Source organism: Pseudomonas sp. NFR02, assembly GCF_900119375.1.
GTDB lineage: Bacteria > Pseudomonadota > Gammaproteobacteria > Pseudomonadales > Pseudomonadaceae > Aquipseudomonas > Aquipseudomonas paracarnis.
The window spans coordinates 195742-212794 of the sequence record NZ_FPJJ01000002.1; the positions used below are offsets into that span (position 1 = coordinate 195742).

At 61.0% G+C, this 17053-nt stretch carries 14 protein-coding genes; 8 read left to right on the forward strand and 6 right to left on the reverse strand.

Annotated features, from left to right (window positions below; genetic code table 11):
• Positions 1-1554: a galactarate dehydratase gene (garD, locus tag BT199_RS06610; RefSeq protein WP_072434181.1), complete on the forward strand. Its 1554-nt coding sequence runs from the start codon at positions 1-3 to the stop codon at positions 1552-1554.
• A gap of 173 nt (positions 1555-1727) precedes the next feature.
• Positions 1728-2669, forward strand: coding sequence for an AEC family transporter (locus tag BT199_RS06615; protein ID WP_003188544.1), 942 nt, complete (start codon positions 1728-1730; stop codon positions 2667-2669).
• 124 nt (positions 2670-2793) lie between these two features.
• Here the strand turns inward: BT199_RS06615 and BT199_RS06620 are convergent, their stop codons facing one another.
• From BT199_RS06620 to gatC, 6 genes are all read right to left on the reverse strand, one after another.
• The gene (locus tag BT199_RS06620; protein WP_014716917.1) at positions 2794-3177 is read right to left on the reverse strand and encodes a carboxymuconolactone decarboxylase family protein; all 384 of its coding nucleotides are present in this window, start codon (positions 3175-3177) and stop codon (positions 2794-2796) included.
• Positions 3174-4253: a calcium/sodium antiporter gene (locus tag BT199_RS06625; RefSeq protein ID WP_014716918.1), complete on the reverse strand. Its 1080-nt coding sequence runs from the start codon at positions 4251-4253 to the stop codon at positions 3174-3176. The genes BT199_RS06620 and BT199_RS06625 overlap by 4 nt, the downstream gene beginning before the upstream one ends.
• Before the next feature lie 26 nt (positions 4254-4279).
• Positions 4280-4651: a septal ring lytic transglycosylase RlpA family protein gene (locus BT199_RS06630; protein WP_014716919.1), complete on the reverse strand. Its 372-nt coding sequence runs from the start codon at positions 4649-4651 to the stop codon at positions 4280-4282.
• A 160-nt stretch (positions 4652-4811) separates the two neighbouring features.
• A complete protein-coding gene (gene gatB, locus BT199_RS06635) occupies positions 4812-6257 on the reverse strand; it encodes an Asp-tRNA(Asn)/Glu-tRNA(Gln) amidotransferase subunit GatB (RefSeq protein WP_005784800.1) in 1446 nt (481 codons plus the stop codon).
• A gap of 10 nt (positions 6258-6267) precedes the next feature.
• Positions 6268-7719: an Asp-tRNA(Asn)/Glu-tRNA(Gln) amidotransferase subunit GatA gene (gatA, locus tag BT199_RS06640; RefSeq protein ID WP_014716920.1), complete on the reverse strand. Its 1452-nt coding sequence runs from the start codon at positions 7717-7719 to the stop codon at positions 6268-6270.
• Between the two features lie 16 nt (positions 7720-7735).
• Positions 7736-8023: an Asp-tRNA(Asn)/Glu-tRNA(Gln) amidotransferase subunit GatC gene (gene gatC / locus BT199_RS06645; protein WP_003188556.1), complete on the reverse strand. Its 288-nt coding sequence runs from the start codon at positions 8021-8023 to the stop codon at positions 7736-7738.
• Between the two features lie 210 nt (positions 8024-8233).
• Between gatC and mreB the strand changes: the two genes are divergently transcribed.
• The 6 genes from mreB to BT199_RS06675 all read left to right on the forward strand — a co-directional run bounded on the left by mreB (position 8234) and on the right by BT199_RS06675 (position 17035).
• Positions 8234-9271 carry a rod shape-determining protein MreB gene (mreB, locus tag BT199_RS06650; RefSeq protein WP_002555108.1) on the forward strand — a complete coding sequence of 346 codons (1038 nt, stop codon included), beginning with the start codon at positions 8234-8236 and terminating at the stop codon, positions 9269-9271.
• A 139-nt stretch (positions 9272-9410) separates the two neighbouring features.
• Complete coding sequence (mreC, locus tag BT199_RS06655) at positions 9411-10478, forward strand: rod shape-determining protein MreC (RefSeq protein ID WP_072434182.1); 1068 nt, start codon at positions 9411-9413, stop codon at positions 10476-10478.
• Positions 10478-10966 (forward strand): rod shape-determining protein MreD, encoded by a 489-nt coding sequence (gene mreD, locus BT199_RS06660; RefSeq protein ID WP_003188558.1) that lies wholly within the window; start codon positions 10478-10480, stop codon positions 10964-10966. Before mreC ends, mreD begins: the two co-directional genes overlap by 1 nt.
• 50 nt (positions 10967-11016) lie before the next feature.
• A complete protein-coding gene (locus tag BT199_RS06665) occupies positions 11017-11613 on the forward strand; it encodes a Maf family protein (RefSeq protein WP_038448932.1) in 597 nt (198 codons plus the stop codon).
• 70 nt (positions 11614-11683) lie between these two features.
• Complete coding sequence (gene rng / locus BT199_RS06670) at positions 11684-13141, forward strand: ribonuclease G (protein ID WP_003188562.1); 1458 nt, start codon at positions 11684-11686, stop codon at positions 13139-13141.
• A gap of 78 nt (positions 13142-13219) precedes the next feature.
• A complete protein-coding gene (locus tag BT199_RS06675) occupies positions 13220-17035 on the forward strand; it encodes a YhdP family protein (RefSeq protein ID WP_020301267.1) in 3816 nt (1271 codons plus the stop codon).
• The last annotated feature ends 18 nt before the right edge of the window (positions 17036-17053 follow it).

Genomic DNA, 17053 nt, shown 5'->3' on the forward strand with positions numbered 1-17053 from the left:
ATGCAGTTGATTGAACATGCCGACTCGCCGCGCTCGATCCGTTTGCACGAGCGCGACAATGTGGTGATCGTGGTGAACGATCAAGGGGTACCCGCCGGTACCGAGTTTCCCGACGGCCTGGTCACCGTGGATTTCATCCCGCAGAGCCACAAGGTGACGCTGGAAGACATCCCCGAGGGCGGCCAGATTATTCGCTACGGCCAGACCATCGGTTATGCCCTGGCGCCGATTCCTCGCGGCAGTTGGGTGCAGGAGGACCAGTTGCGCATGCCCACCGCACCGCCGCTGGACAGCTTGCCGCTGTCCACCGAGGTGCCTGAAACCCAGGCTCCCCTGGAGGGGTTTACCTTCGAGGGCTATCGCAATGCGGACGGCACCGTGGGCACGCGCAATATCCTCGGCATTACCACCACCGTGCAATGCGTTACCGGCGTGCTGGACCATGCGGTCAAGCGCATCAAGGACGAGTTGCTGTCCCAGTACCCGCATGTCGATGATGTGGTGGCGCTGACCCACAGCTACGGCTGCGGCGTGGCGATTACGGCGACGGATGCCTATATCCCCATCCGCACCGTGCGCAACCTGGCGCGCAACCCCAACCTGGGCGGCGAGGCCTTGGTGATCAGCCTGGGCTGCGAAAAGCTTCAGGCAGGGCAGGTGATGCACGATAACGACAGCTCCGTGGACCTCAGCGAGCCATGGCTGTATCGCTTGCAGGATTCCAGCCACGGCTTTACTGAAATGATCGAGCAGATCATGGCCCTGGCCGACGTGCGCTTGAAGAAACTCGACCAGCGTCGCCGCGAAACCGTGCCGGCCTCCGAGTTGATCCTGGGCATGCAGTGCGGCGGCAGCGATGCGTTTTCCGGCATCACCGCCAACCCGGCGCTGGGGTATGCCTCGGATCTGTTACTGCGTGCCGGCGCGACGGTGATGTTTTCCGAAGTGACTGAAGTGCGCGATGCGATTTACCTGCTGACCTCACGCGCGAAGAACCCGGACGTTGCCCGCGAGCTGGTCCGGGAAATGGACTGGTATGACCGTTACCTGGCCAAGGGCGAAGCAGACCGCAGCGCCAATACCACGCCGGGTAACAAGAAGGGCGGGCTGTCGAATATTGTCGAGAAGTCGTTGGGCTCCATCGTCAAATCCGGCAGCAGTGCCATCAACGGCGTGCTTGGCCCTGGCGAGCGCTTCAAGGAAAAGGGCCTGATCTTTTGCGCCACACCGGCCAGTGATTTTGTCTGCGGCACCTTGCAACTGGCGGCGGGGATGAACCTGCACGTGTTCACCACCGGGCGCGGCACGCCGTACGGGCTGGCGATGGCGCCGGTGGTGAAGGTCTCCACCCGCACCGAACTGGCCCAGCGTTGGCCGGACCTGATCGATATCGACGCCGGGCGCATTGCCACGGGGCGGGCGAGTATCGAGGAGTTGGGCTGGGAGCTGTTCCACTTCTATCTGGATGTGGCCAGCGGCAAGAAGCAGACCTGGGCAGAGCGGCATAAGCTGCATAACGACATCACGCTGTTCAACCCGGCGCCGATTACCTGAGACCGTGTCGCTGCCTTCGCGAGCAAGCCCGCTCCCACTTTTGACCGAGTTCTACCTTTGGAATGCGACTAAATGTGGGAGCGGGCTTGCTCGCGAAAGCGCCCTACCAGACGCCACAGGCTCTATGGCTTATCATTAGCCAACTAACGACGCCCACCAAGGTTCTCTCCGGCATGCTGGCAATCTTCCTCACCACCCTCACCATCACCGCGCCGGTGTTTGCCATGCTGTTCCTGGGCGTGTTTCTAAAGCGCATCAACTGGATCAATGACAACTTTATCCACACCGCATCGTCCCTGGTGTTCAACGTCGCCATGCCGGCGCTGCTGTTCCTTGGCATTCTGCATGCCGACCTGCACTCGGCGCTCAAGCCTGGGTTGCTGATCTACTTTTGCGTCGCCACCCTGGTGAGCTTTGCCATGGCCTGGGGCTGGGCAATCTTTCGTTGCAAGCGCGAAGACCGAGGCATCTACGCCCAAGGCGCGTTTCGTGGCAATAACGGGGTCATCGGCCTGGCACTGGCGGCCAGTATGTACGGCGACTACGGTATATCGCTGGGCGCGATCCTCGCCGCGCTGGTGATCCTCTTTTACAACACGCTGTCGACCATTGTGCTGGCGGTCTATAGCCCAGTGATCAAGTCCGACCCGTGGAGCATCTTCAAAAGTGTATTGGCCAACCCGCTGATTATCAGCGTGATCGTCGCCACGCCGTTCGCGTACTTCCAGATCGGCGTGCCCGGCTGGCTTGAGAAATCCTTGCAGTACCTGTCCGATACCACGTTGCCGCTGGCGTTGATTTGCATCGGTGGCACCTTGTCCATGGCCGCGCTACGCAAGAGCGGCAACATGGCATTGAGCGCGAGCCTGATGAAGATGATCTGGCTACCAGTGATCGCCACGTTGGGCGCTTGGTTGCTGGGGTTCCGGGGGCCGGAGTTGGGGATTCTGTTTCTGTATTTCGGCGCGCCCACGGCCGCCGCGAGCTTTGTAATGGCCAGGGCGGCGGAGGGTAATCATGAGTTGGCGGCCGCGATTATCGTGATCACCACGTTGATGGCGGCGGTGACCACGAATATCGGGATTTTTGTGTTGCAGGCGGGTGGTTGGATCTGAAATAGGCGGGCAGCTTGAGGCCCCATCGCAGCGATGCGGCGACCCGACAAGCCAGCTCCCACATGTGGATGTGTGAATACTCTCAAGTGTGGGAGCTGGCTTGCCTGCGATAACTATCTGGCAGTCACTGCTGATCGGCCTGATACGCCTCAATCACTTCCTGCGCCGCCCGAAACGCATCAATCGCCGCCGGCACCCCGGCATACACCGCGCAATGCAGCAGCGCTTCGCGGATCTCCTCCACCGTACAGCCATTATTCAGTGCACCGCGCACATGGCCCTTGAGTTCCTGCGGGCACTTGAGGGCGGTGAGGGCGGCGAGGGTGATCAGGCTGCGGGTCTTGAGCGGCAAACCCTCGCGGTTCCAGACGCTGCCCCACGCGTGCTCGTTGACGAAGTCCTGCAGCGGCTGGGTGAACGCCGTGGCATTGCCCAGGGCGCGGTCGACGAACGCATCGCCCATGACCTGGCGACGTACTTCAACCCCGGGTTTTTTCTGATCGGTCATTGCGATTCCCTCTTGTGTTGGCGGTGCCAGGCGCGCAGTGAGGTGAACAACAGCAAAACCACTAACGCTGGCAGGACGTAATACAGCATCAATTGTTCAAGCTTGTTGGCCAGCGGCATGCCCGTGGTGAAGGCCATGACATGCAGCCCGTACGCCAGGTACAGCCCCAGCAGCACCAGCCCTTCGATACGTGTTACCCGATAGCCGGTATAGAACACCGGCAGGCACAGGATGATGGCGCCGAGCATCACCGGTAAATCGAAGTCCAGGGCGTTGGGTGATACCGAAAGCGGTGTCGGCGCCACCAGTGCGGTAAAACCCAGCACGCCGAGCAGGTTGAACAGGTTGCTGCCGATCACGTTGCCTACGGCAATCTCCCGTTCGCCACGCAACGCGGCGATCAGCGACGTGGCAAGGCACGGCAGCGAGGTGCCGACGCCGATCAACGTGAGGCCGATGACGCGCTCCGACAATCCGAGATCGCCCGCCACCTCCACCGCTGCGCCGAGCAACAAATGCCCGGCCAGCACCAGCACCAGCAAACCGCCGAGCATCAGCAGCACACTGCTCAGCCATGGCGCCTTCGCCACGGTGTCCAGAGTGCGCGGGCGGCGGGAATGACGCGTCTGGTAATGCAATACGCCAAGGTAGGCCACCAGCGCCACCAGCAGCACGGCGCCATCGAAGGGCGTCAGCATTTCGTTAGCCGCCAGGATAAATACCAGCAGGCCGGCGACGATCATCACCGGGATATCCACGCGCACCAGCTGCCGCGAGACCCGCAGCGGAATGATCAGTGCGGACAAACCCAGGGTCACAAGGATATTGAAGATGCTGCTGCCGATGACGCTGCCTACGGCAATGTCCGTGTTGCCAGCCAGCGTGGCCTGAAGACTGACGGTCATCTGTGGCGCACTGCTGCCGAAGGCGACGATGCTCAAGCCGATGATCAGTGGCCGCACCTTGAGGCTCGCCGCCAGGCGTACCGCGGCGCGTACCAGGATTTCAGCGCCGATGATCAGCAAGATCAGGCCGCCCACCAGTTCGAGCAGGCTCCAGGGTGAGAGGGCGTTCAATCCGAAAATGCTCAAGGCTGCCTCGATCAGTTGTTCAGGGCTTGCACGCGTACCCGTGCGGTACCGCTGCGCAGCATGCGCAACTGCTCGGCAGCCTTGCGTGAAAGGTCGATCAGGCGCCCACGGGTATGCGGGCCGCGATCAGTGATACGCACCACGACAGAACGGTTGTTGTCGAGGTTGGTCACCTTGACCTGGGTGCCGAAGGGCAGGCGCCGATGGGCGGCGGTCAAGGCGTTCTGGTTGAAAGGTTCACCGCTGGCGGTTTTCTTGCCATGGTGCTTGGCGCCGTAATAAGACGCGGTGCCGGTTTCGTCGTAGCCGTTGGGGTCGATGAGGCCGCTGGCGCAACCGGCCAGCAGGGAGGACAGGGCCAGGAGGCCGAGTAGACGCTTCATTTCAGATATGCCCCGGTAACAAATGTGGGAGCGGGCTTGCTCGCGAATGCGGTAGAACATTCAACATATATGTTGGCTGTCAGTCCGCTTTCGCGAGCAAGCCCGCTCCCACAGGAGTTAGAGCCAGAATTTGGACTCTGCTCCAACCATTTCACTGCAATCAGCCTTCGAGCTTGCTTTTGAGCAGTTCGTTCACCTGTTGCGGGTTGGCTTTGCCCTTGGAGGCTTTCATCGCCTGGCCGACAAAGAAGCCGAACATCTTGCCGCGCTTGGCTTCGTCTGCCGCACGGTATTGCTCGACCTGCTCGGCATTGGCCGCGAGCATTTCATCGAGTACGGCCGAGATGGCGCCGCTGTCGGTGACTTGCTTGAGGCCACGCTTCTCGATGATCTCGTCGGCATTGCCTTCACCGGCGGCCATCGCTTCGAACACGGTCTTGGCAATTTTGCCGGAGATGGTGTTGTCCTTGATGCGCAGCAGCATGCCACCCAGTTGTTCGGCGGTGACCGGCGCTTCGTCGATTTCCAGGCCCTGTTTGTTCAACAGGCTGCCCAGCTCGACCATCACCCAGTTGGCCGCCAGCTTGGCGTCGCCGGCAATGCTCACTACTTTTTCGAAGTAGTTGGCTTGTTCACGGCTGGAGGCCAGGACGCTGGCATCGTAGACCGACAGGCCGAACTGCTCCTGGAAGCGCTCGCGTTTTTGCTGCGGCAGTTCCGGCAGGGTGGCGCGGATGTCATTGAGGAAGGAATCCTCCAGCACCACCGGCAACAGGTCCGGGTCGGGGAAGTAACGGTAGTCGTTGGCTTCCTCTTTGCTGCGCATGGCGCGGGTTTCGTCTTTGTTCGGATCGTACAGGCGCGTTTGCTGGATCACCTTGCCGCCGTCTTCGATCAGCTCGATCTGGCGACGTACTTCGCTGTTGATCGCCTTCTCGATGAAGCGGAACGAGTTGACGTTCTTGATCTCGCAGCGGGTGCCGAACTCGACCTGGCCCTTTGGGCGGATCGACACGTTGCAGTCGCAACGCAGCGAGCCTTCGGCCATGTTGCCGTCGCAGATGCCCAGGTAGCGCACCAGCGCGTGGATGGTCTTGACGTAGGCCACGGCTTCCTTGGCGCTGCGCATGTCCGGCTCGGACACGATCTCCAGCAGCGGCGTGCCAGCACGGTTCAGGTCGATACCGGTAGCGCCCGGGAATTCTTCGTGCAGGCTTTTGCCGGCGTCTTCTTCCAGGTGCGCACGGGTGACGCCGACGCGCTTGATGGTGCCGTCTTCCAGGGGAATGTCCAGGTGGCCCTTGCCGACAATCGGCAGTTCCATCTGGCTGATCTGGTAGCCCTTGGGCAGGTCCGGGTAGAAGTAGTTCTTGCGCGCAAACACGTTGTGCTGGCCGATCTCGGCGTCAATCGCCAAGCCGAACATCACGGCCATGCGCACCGCTTCCTGGTTCAGCACCGGCAGCACGCCGGGCATGCCCAGGTCGACCAGGCTGGCCTGGGTATTGGGTTCGGAGCCGAACGTGGTGGCGCTACCGGAGAAAATCTTCGATTGGGTGGCGAGCTGGGTATGAATCTCCAGCCCGATCACAACTTCCCATTGCATAGTGTTCTCCTCAGAAGCCGGTAGGGGTGCGGGTGTGCCAGTCGGTATTCAACTGGTACTGGTGCGCCACATTGAGCAGGCGGCCTTCCTGGAAATACGGGGCGAGCAATTGCACGCCCACCGGCAGGCCATCGACGAAACCTGCGGGCATGGACAAGCCCGGCAAGCCCGCGAGGTTGGCGGTGATGGTGTAGAGGTCTTCCAGGTACTCGGCGATCGGGTCGCCGGTCTTGGCGCCGATCTTCCACGCCAGGTTTGGCGCGGTCGGGCCGAGGATCACATCGACTTCTTCAAAGGCGGCCATGAAGTCGTTCTTGATCAGGCGACGGATTTTTTGCGCCTTGAGGTAGTACGCGTCGTAGTAGCCGGCGGACAGGGCATAAGCACCGACCATGATCCGGCGCTGCACTTCACTGCCGAAGCCTTCGCCGCGGGAGCGTTTGTACAGGTCGGTGAGGTCTTTCGGGTTCTCGCAGCGATAGCCGAAGCGCACGCCGTCGAAACGCGACAGGTTGGAAGAGGCCTCTGCTGGCGCGATCACGTAGTAGGCGGGAATCGCGTGCTGGTTGTTCGGCAGGCTGATTTCCTTGATCACGGCGCCAAGCTTTTCGAGCTCTTTGATGCTGTTTTGCACCAGTTCGGCGATACGCGGGTCGAGGCCAGCGCTGAAGTATTCCTTCGGCACGCCGATGCGCAGGCCCTTGATCGAGGTGTTCAGGCTGGCGCTGTAGTCCGGCACTGGCTCGTCGATGCTGGTGGAGTCCTGTTTATCGAAGCCTGCCATGCCTTGTAACAATATTGCGCAGTCTTCAGCCGTGCGTGCCAGAGGGCCGCCCTGATCGAGACTTGAGGCGTAGGCGATCATGCCCCAGCGGGAAACGCGACCATAGGTCGGCTTCAGGCCGGTGAGGTTGGTGAAGGCGGCTGGCTGGCGGATCGAACCGCCGGTATCGGTGGCGGTAGCGGCCGGCAGGAAGCGCGCGGCCACGGCCGCCGCCGAACCACCGGACGAACCACCCGGGACGTGTTCCAGGTTCCACGGGTTTTTCACCGCGCCGTAGTAGCTGGACTCGTTGGCCGAACCCATGGCGAATTCGTCCATGTTGGTCTTGCCAAGGGTCACGGCGCCGGCGGCGGCCAGCTTGGCGACCACAGTGGCGTCGTAGGGCGCCTTGAAGTTGTCGAGCATCTTCGAGCCGCAGCTGGTGCGAATGCCCTGGGTGCAGAACAGGTCCTTGTGGGCGATCGGTGCGCCGAGCAGCGCACCATTCTCACCGTTGGCGCGACGGGCGTCGGCGGCCTTGGCCTGGCTCAGGGCCAGCTCCTCGGTGAGGCTGATGAAGCTGTTGACCTTCGGATCGAGCGCGGCGATACGCGCCAGCAAGGTCTGGGTCAGCTCTTCGGAAGAAAACGATTTGTCGGCGAGACCGCGGGCGATCTCGGCCAGAGTCATGTGATGCATGAAAGGCTCTTTCCCTTTAGTCGATGACTTTCGGAACCAGGTACAGGCCGTTTTCGACCGCTGGCGCGATGGACTGGTAGGCCTCGCGATTATTGCGTTCGGTCACGACGTCTGCGCGCAGGCGCTGGCTGGCTTCCAGTGGGTGAGCCAGGGGCTCGATGCCGTCGGTATTCACGGCCTGCATTTGGTCGACCAGCCCGAGAATGCTGTTCAGGGCTGCGGTGGTCTGTGGAAGATCGGCATCATTAAGGCCAAGCGAGGCCAAATGTGCGATTTTTTCCACGTCGGAGCGTTCAAGCGCCATGGGATTCTCCAGTGGAAAACAGAACGGAGGGCGTCCGTGTGTTAGATTGTCGGAACACTACCGCATTTCTACGGTCATAAGGCCGCGATTGTGGGGGTTGGTGCACAGAAAGTCGGCCAATTTAGCACATTGGCGCCTTGCCCAAAATCCCTGTCGTTGTTAGAGTTTGCCGCACTTTTTTACCCACGCGTTGCCTAGGGTCCTTTCCCCATGTTCAAGAAACTGCGTGGCATGTTTTCCAGCGATCTCTCCATTGACCTGGGCACTGCCAACACCCTTATTTACGTGCGCGAGCGCGGAATCGTTCTGAATGAGCCATCGGTTGTGGCCATTCGGACCCATGGTAATCAGAAAAGTGTCGTTGCCGTTGGCACCGAGGCCAAGCGCATGCTCGGCCGTACACCAGGCAATATTGCTGCCATTCGTCCGATGAAGGATGGCGTGATCGCCGATTTCAGCGTCTGCGAAAAGATGCTGCAGTACTTCATCAACAAAGTTCACGAAAACAGTTTTCTGCAGCCCAGCCCTCGCGTGCTGATCTGCGTTCCGTGCAAGTCCACCCAGGTGGAGCGTCGCGCCATCCGTGAATCGGCCCTTGGCGCCGGTGCCCGTGAAGTATTCCTGATCGAAGAGCCGATGGCGGCTGCGATCGGTGCCGGCCTGCCGGTGGAAGAAGCGCGCGGTTCGATGGTGGTGGATATCGGTGGTGGTACTACCGAAATCGCCCTGATTTCCCTGAACGGTGTGGTGTATGCCGAATCCGTGCGCGTGGGCGGCGACCGCTTCGACGAAGCGATCATCACTTATGTGCGTCGTAACTACGGCAGCCTGATCGGCGAATCCACCGCCGAGCGCATCAAGCAGGAAATCGGCACCGCTTACCCAGGCGGCGAAGTGCGCGAAGTCGATGTGCGCGGTCGCAACCTGGCCGAAGGCGTTCCACGTGCCTTCACCCTGAACTCCAATGAAGTGCTGGAGGCTCTGCAAGAGTCCCTGGCCACCATCGTTCAGGCTGTGAAAAGTGCCCTGGAGCAATCGCCGCCGGAGCTGGCTTCCGATATCGCCGAGCGTGGCCTGGTACTGACCGGTGGTGGCGCCTTGTTGCGCGACCTCGACAAGTTGCTGGCCCAGGAAACCGGCCTGCCGGTGATCGTCGCCGAAGACCCGTTGACCTGCGTTGCCCGTGGCGGTGGTCGTGCGCTGGAAATGATGGATAAACACACCATGGACCTGCTCTCCAGCGAATAAGATTGCCTGGATGGTTCATGCTTCGTCGGCAGGCAGCACTTTGCAGTGCTGCCTGTTGGCGTTTATCTTCTTCAATCTGCATCCAGGCCGGTTTGATGCCGTATGAATAAAGAGAACATTTGCCTGGGAGGAGCGGCTTATTAAACCGCTTTTCGCCAAAGGCCCCTCATTGGGTGTGCGCTTATTGGTGCTGACCGTGCTTTCGGTCGCGCTGATGGTGGTCGATGCCCGCTTTGCACTGCTCAAGCCGGTGCGCAGCCAGATGTCGCTGGTGTTGATGCAGACCTACTGGATCACCGACCTGCCGCAACGTCTCTTCCAGGGCGTGTCCAGCCAATTTGGCAGCCGCACCGAACTGGTCGCCGAGAACGAAAAACTCAAGACTGAAAACCTGCTGTTGCAGGGGCGCATGCAAAAGCTGGCGGCCCTCACCGAGCAGAACGTTCGGCTGCGCGAGTTGCTCAATTCTTCCGCACTGGTCAACGAAAAGGTCGAAGTGGCCGAACTGATCGGTATGGACCCCAACCCCTTTACCCACCGCATCATCATCAACAAGGGTGAGCGCGACGGTGTGGTGCTTGGTCAGCCGGTGCTCGACGCCCGTGGCCTGATGGGCCAGGTGGTGGAGTTGATGCCCTACACCTCGCGGGTGCTGTTGCTGACGGACACTACCCATAGCATTCCGGTACAGGTCAACCGTAACGGTTTGCGCGCGATTGCCAGCGGCACCGGTAACCCGGAACGCCTGGAACTGCGCCATGTGGCCGACACCGCTGACATCAAGGAGGGCGACCTGTTGGTCAGCTCTGGCCTGGGCCAGCGCTTCCCGGCGGGTTATCCGGTGGCGACGGTCAAAGAGGTGATCCACGATTCCGGCCAGCCGTTCGCTATCGTTCGGGCGGTACCGACTGCCGCGCTGAACCGCAGCCGTTACCTGCTGCTGGTGTTCAGCGACAACCGCACCCCGGAAGAGCGCGCTAACGACGCTGCCCAGGCCCAGGAAGCGGAGGACCAGCAGAATGGCACCGCGCCTATCGTGCCGGCCACGGTGCCAAAACCTGCTTTTGTTGGTCCGCCTGCACCCGCGCCAGCCACGTCACCTGCACCGGCAGCACCTGTGACAACGCCGGCCAAACCTGCCGCGCATAACGCGCGCCCGGCTAAACCGACCGCCGCTCCGGCCACCACACCGCAGAGGGGGGACTAATGGCGGGTACTCATTCACGCAATGGCTGGATCGTCTGGCTGACCTTCGCCATCGGCTTGCTGCTCAGCGTTTCGCCGCTGCCGCAGTTCATGGAAATCCTGCGCCCGCTCTGGCTGGCCTTGTTGCTGGCGTTCTGGTCGTTGAACCTGCCGCACAAGGTGGGCATGGTCACGGCCATGTGCCTGGGGTTGGCCGAAGATGTGCTGTATGGCACCTTGCTGGGCCAGAACGCGTTGATCCTGACACTGATTACCTTCCTGGTGCTGTCGTTGCAACAGCGCCTGCGCATGTTCCCGATGTGGCAGCAGTGCCTGGTGATCCTGGTGATCTTCGGCCTGGCGCAGTTGGTGCAACTGTGGCTGAGCGCCTTGACCGGCAACCGTCAGCCTACGCTCGCGTTGGTCTTGCCGGCGCTGGTCAGTGCATTGTTGTGGCCCTGGATCAGTTTTGGCCTGCGCGGGCTGCGTCGGCGCTATAAAATCAATTGAATGGTTGCGAGGCTCTGCCTGGTTATCGAACTCAACAGGGAGAGGCTGCAATGAATTCGCTTTACCTGGCCTCGGGCTCCCCGCGGCGACGTGAGCTGTTGACCCAGATCGGTGTGCCCTTCACCGTGGTCAGCGCCGCTATTGATGAAACCCCTCTTGCCAACGAGCCTGCCGTTGCCTATGTCGAGCGCCTTGCGCGCGGCAAGGCGACGGCGGGTTTTATTGCGCTTGGCCATACCTTGGGCGCCTGTGTATTGGGGGCCGATACGGCGGTGATCGTGGATGGCCAGATCCTGGGCAAGCCCGTTGACCAGGCCGATGCGCTGGCGATGCTGATGGCACTTTCCGGTCGAGAACATGAAGTGCTCACCGCCATTGCCCTGACTGACGGCCAGCGTTGCGAAACCCGATGTGTAAGCAGTCGTGTACGTTTTCGCGAGGTTTCTGATCAGGAGGCTACCGCCTACTGGCACAGTGGTGAACCGCAGGACAAGGCCGGCGGCTATGCTATCCAGGGGTTGGGTTCGGTGTTCGTTGCCGGGCTCAATGGCAGTTATTCCGCGGTGGTGGGCCTGCCTGTGTGCGAAACCGCGCAACTCCTGGCGCAATTCGGCATACCCTGTTGGCAAAACCTTACCGTGTGCTGAACGCCGTATTCCAGCGCCAAGCCTTAAGCGACCGGTCACTATTGTGAAAACGCCTGAACGAGACCCAGCCATGAGTGAAGAGATTCTGATCAATATCACGCCGATGGAATCGCGCGTGGCGGTGGTAGAGAACGGTGTTCTGCAAGAAGTGCATGTCGAACGCACCCAAAAGCGCGGGATCGTCGGCAATATCTACAAAGGCAAGGTGGTGCGTGTATTGCCGGGCATGCAGGCGGCCTTCGTCGACATCGGCCTGGACCGTGCAGCGTTTATCCATGCCTCGGAAATTTCCCTGCGCGAGGGCCCTGCGGTGGAAAGCATCAGCGCTCTGGTGCACGAGGGCCAGAGCCTGGTGGTGCAAGTCACCAAGGACCCTATCGGTTCCAAGGGAGCCCGCTTGACCACCCAGTTGTCGATTCCCTCGCGATACCTGGTGTACATGCCGCGCACTGCCCATGTGGGCATTTCCCTGAAGATCGAAGATGAAGCCGAGCGCGAGCGCCTGAAGAAGGTGGTCAGCGACTGCGTCGCCGCCGAGGGCATCAAGGAAGCGGGCGGGTTTATCCTGCGCACCGCCGCAGAAGGCGCTGGCGCTGACGAGATCCTCATGGATATTCGCTACCTGCGGCGCCTGTGGGATCAGATCGACGCGCAGATCAAGACCATCGGCGCGCCCAGCGTCATCTATGAAGACCTTGGCCTGGCGCTGCGCACGCTGCGCGACCTGGTCAGCCCGAAGATCGAGAAAATTCGCATCGACTCGCGGGAAACCTTCCAGCGCACCACGCAATTTGTCGCTGAGTTGATGCCAGAAATCGCCGATCGCCTGGAACACTACCCCGGCGAGCGGCCGATATTCGACCTGTATGGCGTCGAAGACGAAATCCAGAAAGCCCTGGAACGCAAGGTGCCACTCAAGTCCGGCGGCTACCTGGTGGTAGACCCGGCAGAAGCCATGACCACCATCGACGTCAATACCGGCGCATTCGTGGGCCATCGCAACCTTGAAGAGACCATCTTCAAGACCAATCTCGAGGCGGCTACCGCTATTGCCCGCCAACTGCGCCTGCGCAACCTGGGCGGCATCATCATCATCGACTTCATCGACATGGAAGATGAAGAGCACCAGCGCCAGGTGCTGCGTACGCTTGAGAAGCAACTGGAGCGCGATCACGCCAAGACCAACATCATCGGCATCACCGAGTTGGGCCTGGTGCAGATGACTCGCAAGCGCACGCGTGAAAGCCTGGAACAGGTCCTGTGCGAGCCGTGCAGCAGTTGCCAAGGGCGCGGCAAACTGAAGACCCCGGAAACGGTTTGCTACGAGATTTTCCGCGAGATCCTGCGGGAGGCACGCGCCTATCAGGCCGAAGGTTATAGAGTACTTGCCAATCAGAAAGTGGTGGATCGCCTGCTGGACGAAGAGTCCGGTAACGTCGCCGAACTGGAAAGTTTTATCGGTCGCACGATTCGCTTCCAGGTCGAAACCATGTATTCCCAGGAACAATACGACGTGGTGTTGCTCTGATCCCCAACTGTGCACTTTCTTCGAGACCGGCAGACCTTGATCTGCCGTCCGCTAACTGTTTTTTGAGGGTCGCCTGACATGGAGCGTCTGATACGCTTTTTTGCCGCTTTGACCCGTTGGGGCCTGGGCCTGTGTGCGTTGTCGCTGGTATTGGCGGCGGTGTATGTGAGCCTGGGGCGCGAACTCACCCCGCTGGTGGCTGAATACCGCGCCGAAGTCGAGGCCAAGGCCCAGGCTGCGCTGGATACGCCGCTGCATATCGGTAGTCTTGAAGGCCGTTGGAGCGGGTTTGCCCCGGTATTGCTGGCCCACGACGTCATGGTCGGCGAGGGCAGCAGTGCCTTGCGCCTGGACCAGGTGGAAGTGGTGCCGGATATGTGGGCCAGCCTGATGGCCCGCGAAGTGCGTATCGCCCATCTGCAAGTCAGTGGCTTGCAACTGAGTGTCAAGGAGAACCAGGACGGCCGCTGGACCCTGCAAGGCTTGCCGGTGCAGGACGACCAGCCGTTGGACCCGCAACAACTGCTGACGCGCATGCAAATGGTCAAGCGCGTGTCGGTGCTGGACAGCCAGGTGACCCTGCAACCCTTCGACCAGGCACCAGTGACCGTGACCTATGTGGGCCTGAGCCTGCATACCGGCATGAGCCAGCAGCGTCTGGATGCTCGCCTGACATTGCCCGATGGCCAACCGTTGGCGGTCAGCCTGCGCAGCCGCATTCGCGCCAGTCAGTGGAAAGACGCTGAGGTCGATGCCTACCTGAGCCTGCCGCAAAGCGACTGGGCCAAGTGGATTCCCGCCAGGCTGACCCAGCAATGGAAGCTGACGCAATTGAAGGCCGGCGGTGAGTTTTGGCTCAGTTGGGCCAAAGGCACGGTGCAAAGCGCGGCGGTACGCCTCAATTCGCCCCAAGTGAAGGGCAGCTACGCCGACCGTAAGCCGGTGCACCTTGAAAACCTGGCCCTGACCGCCTACCTGCAACGCAGTGACACTGGCCTCAAGGTGCTGTTTGATTCCCTGGCGATGAACATTGGCGAAACCCGCTGGGAATCGCGCCTGCAATTGCAGCAAAACCTGGCGACCGACAAAGAACAGGAGGTGTGGAAATTGCAGGCCGACCGTCTCGACCTGGCCCCCATTACCCCGCTGCTCAACGCCTTGGCGCCGCTGCCGGACGGTTTCGCCAAGGCCGTCGAACACCTCAAAGCCACTGGCCTGTTACGCAATGTGCTGGTGGACTTCCGACCGCAAGACACCACCGACCGAAAACTCAGTTTTGCCGCCAACCTGGAACGTGTCGGCTTCGATGCCTACTTTGGCGCGCCAGCCGCACGCAATGTGTCCGGCAGCATCAGTGGCGACCTGGGCCAGGGCGAGTTGCGCATGGACAGCAAGGACTTTTCCTTGCATCTGTATCCGATCTTCGCCAAGCCGTGGCAGTACATCCAGGCCAATGCACGCCTGACCTGGAAGCTGGACAAGCAAGGCTTCACCCTGATCGCCCCATATATCAAGGTACTGGGCGAGGAAGGCAAGGTGGCGGCGGACTTCCTGATTCGCCTGCATTTCGACCACAGCCAGGAAGACTACATGGACCTGCGGGTCGGCATGGTCGATGGCGATGGCCGTTTCACCCCCAAGTACCTGCCCGCCGTGTTGAGCCCGGCGCTGGATGAGTGGTTGCGCACGGCGATCCTCAAGGGCGCGGTGGACGAAGGCTTCTTCCAGTACCAGGGTTCGCTCAGCCACAATGCACTGCCCGCGTCGCGCAATATCAGCCTGTTCTTCAAGGTGCATGATGCCGAACTCGCCTTCCAGCCGGGCTGGCCGCACGTGAACAAGGTCAATGGCGAAGTGTTTGTCGAGGAGAGCGGCGTACGCATTCTGGCGAGCAAGGGCCAATTGCTCGACACCCAGGTCAAGGATGTCTACGTCAATATCCCCCACGCCCCAGCGGGCGGGGACAGTCATCTGCTGCTCACGGGCGGGTTCTCCGGCGGTTTGGGCGACGGCCTGAAGATCCTTCAAGAAGCGCCGATTGGCACGGCGTCTACGTTCGCTGGCTGGAAAGGCGAGGGCGACCTGCAAGGTAGCCTGGACCTGGACGTACCGCTGGCCAAAGGCACTGAGCCCAAGATCGTGGTGGACTTCAAGACCGACAAAGCGCGCCTGCAATTGGCGGAACCGCCGCTGGACCTGACCCAGCTCAAGGGTGATTTTCGCTTCGACAGCGCCAAGGGCCTGAGCGGGCAGAAGATCTCGGCCCAGGCGTTCGACCGCCCCATCACGGCGCAGATCTTTGCCGAAGGCAAACCGGGTAATATCAGCACGCGGGTGACTGCCAATGGCCAGGTCACCGTCAAGCGCCTTACGGACTGGTTGAAAATCAGCCAGCCGTTGCCGGTCTCCGGCGATATTCCGTACCAGTTGCAAGTGATCCTCGACGGCGCGGACAGCCAATTGATGGTCAACTCCAACCTCAAGGGTGTCGCGGTGGACCTGCCGGCACCGTTCGGCATGCCGGCCAGCCAAGGACGTGACAGCACCTTCCGCATGACTTTGCAGGGCGCTGAACGCCGTTACTGGTTTGATTACGGCGAGCTGGCTAACTTCACCTTTGCTGCGCCGCCGGACAAGTTCAATGATGGCCGTGGCGAACTGTTCCTCGGCGACGGTGATGCCGTGCTGCCCGGTGCCAAGGGCCTGCGCATTCGTGGCGTGCTGTCGGAACTGGATATCGATCCCTGGAAGAAACTTGTGGATCGCTACGCGGGCAATGATCCAGGTGGCAATGCCAAGCAACTGCTCAGCGGTGCGGACTTCAAAGTGGGCAAGCTGACCGGGTTTGGTACCCAGTTTGACCAGGTCAGCTTGCAGCTCGATCGCAAACCAGCGGCCTGGGGCCTGCAACTCGATAGCCAGCAAGCCAAGGGCGCGGTGAACCTGCCGGACGCCAAAGGCGCGCCGATTGCGGTCAACCTCAAGTATGTGAAATTGCCTGCGCCAGACCCGACCGCGCAGGCGGACGAAAACGCGCCGGACCCGCTGGCCGATATCGACCCCAAGAGCATTCCGGCACTGGATATTGCCGTCGACCAGCTGTTCCAGGGCTCGGACCTGATCGGAGCCTGGTCGCTGAGAATCCGCCCGACCGCCAAGGGCCTGGCCTTCAATAACCTCGACCTTGGCCTCAAGGGCATGCTGCTCAAGGGCGCTGGGGGTTGGGAAGGTGCGCCAGGCGCCAGCAGCAGTTGGTACAAGGGCCGCCTCGATGGGCGCAACATTGCCGACGTGCTCAAGGGCTGGGGTTTTGCGCCTACGGTGACCAGCGAAGACTTTCATCTGGACGTGGATGGCCGCTGGCCGGGGTCGCCGGCCTGGGTCGGGCCCAAGCGGTTTTCCGGCAGCCTGGATGCCGCGTTCCGTAAAGGTCAGTTCGTCGAAGTGGAGGGCGGGGCCCAGGCATTGCGAGTGTTTGGCCTGCTTAACTTCAACTCCATTGGCCGGCGTTTGCGTTTGGACTTTTCCGACTTGTTCGGCAAGGGCTTGAGCTACGACAGGGTCAAGGGCTTGTTGGCCGCCAGTAATGGCGTGTTCGTGACCCGCGAGCCCATCACCATGACCGGGCCTTCCACCAATCTGGAGCTTAACGGCACCCTGGATCTGGTTGCCGATCGCGTCGACGCCAAATTGCTGGTCACCTTGCCTGTGACCAACAACCTGCCGATTGCGGCGCTGATTGTCGGTGCGCCGGCCATTGGTGGTGCGCTGTTTTTGATCGACAAGCTGATCGGTGACCGGGTTTCGCGCTTCGCCAGTGTGCAATACAAGGTGCAAGGCCCCTGGAAGGATCCAAAAATCACCTTCGACAAGCCATTTGAAAAGCCAAACTGAGAGCCTGTGGAGTAGCAT

Bases quoted from the DNA above. Each gene is read 5' to 3' on its own strand.
- gatC (WP_003188556.1), bottom strand. From the start codon at position 8,023: ATGGCGCTTGAACGCTCCGACGTGGAAAAAATCGCACATTTGGCCTCG.
- BT199_RS06675 (WP_020301267.1), top strand. From the start codon at position 13,220: ATGGAGCGTCTGATACGCTTTTTTGCCGCTTTGACCCGTTGGGGCCTG.
- BT199_RS06630 (WP_014716919.1), bottom strand. From the start codon at position 4,651: ATGAAGCGTCTACTCGGCCTCCTGGCCCTGTCCTCCCTGCTGGCCGGT.
- BT199_RS06665 (WP_038448932.1), top strand. From the start codon at position 11,017: ATGAATTCGCTTTACCTGGCCTCGGGCTCCCCGCGGCGACGTGAGCTG.
- gatA (WP_014716920.1), bottom strand. From the start codon at position 7,719: ATGCATCACATGACTCTGGCCGAGATCGCCCGCGGTCTCGCCGACAAA.
- mreD (WP_003188558.1), top strand. From the start codon at position 10,478: ATGGCGGGTACTCATTCACGCAATGGCTGGATCGTCTGGCTGACCTTC.
- BT199_RS06615 (WP_003188544.1), top strand. From the start codon at position 1,728: ATGCTGGCAATCTTCCTCACCACCCTCACCATCACCGCGCCGGTGTTT.
- BT199_RS06620 (WP_014716917.1), bottom strand. From the start codon at position 3,177: ATGACCGATCAGAAAAAACCCGGGGTTGAAGTACGTCGCCAGGTCATG.
- mreB (WP_002555108.1), top strand. From the start codon at position 8,234: ATGTTCAAGAAACTGCGTGGCATGTTTTCCAGCGATCTCTCCATTGAC.
- gatB (WP_005784800.1), bottom strand. From the start codon at position 6,257: ATGCAATGGGAAGTTGTGATCGGGCTGGAGATTCATACCCAGCTCGCC.
- rng (WP_003188562.1), top strand. From the start codon at position 11,684: ATGAGTGAAGAGATTCTGATCAATATCACGCCGATGGAATCGCGCGTG.
- garD (WP_072434181.1), top strand. From the start codon at position 1: ATGCAGTTGATTGAACATGCCGACTCGCCGCGCTCGATCCGTTTGCAC.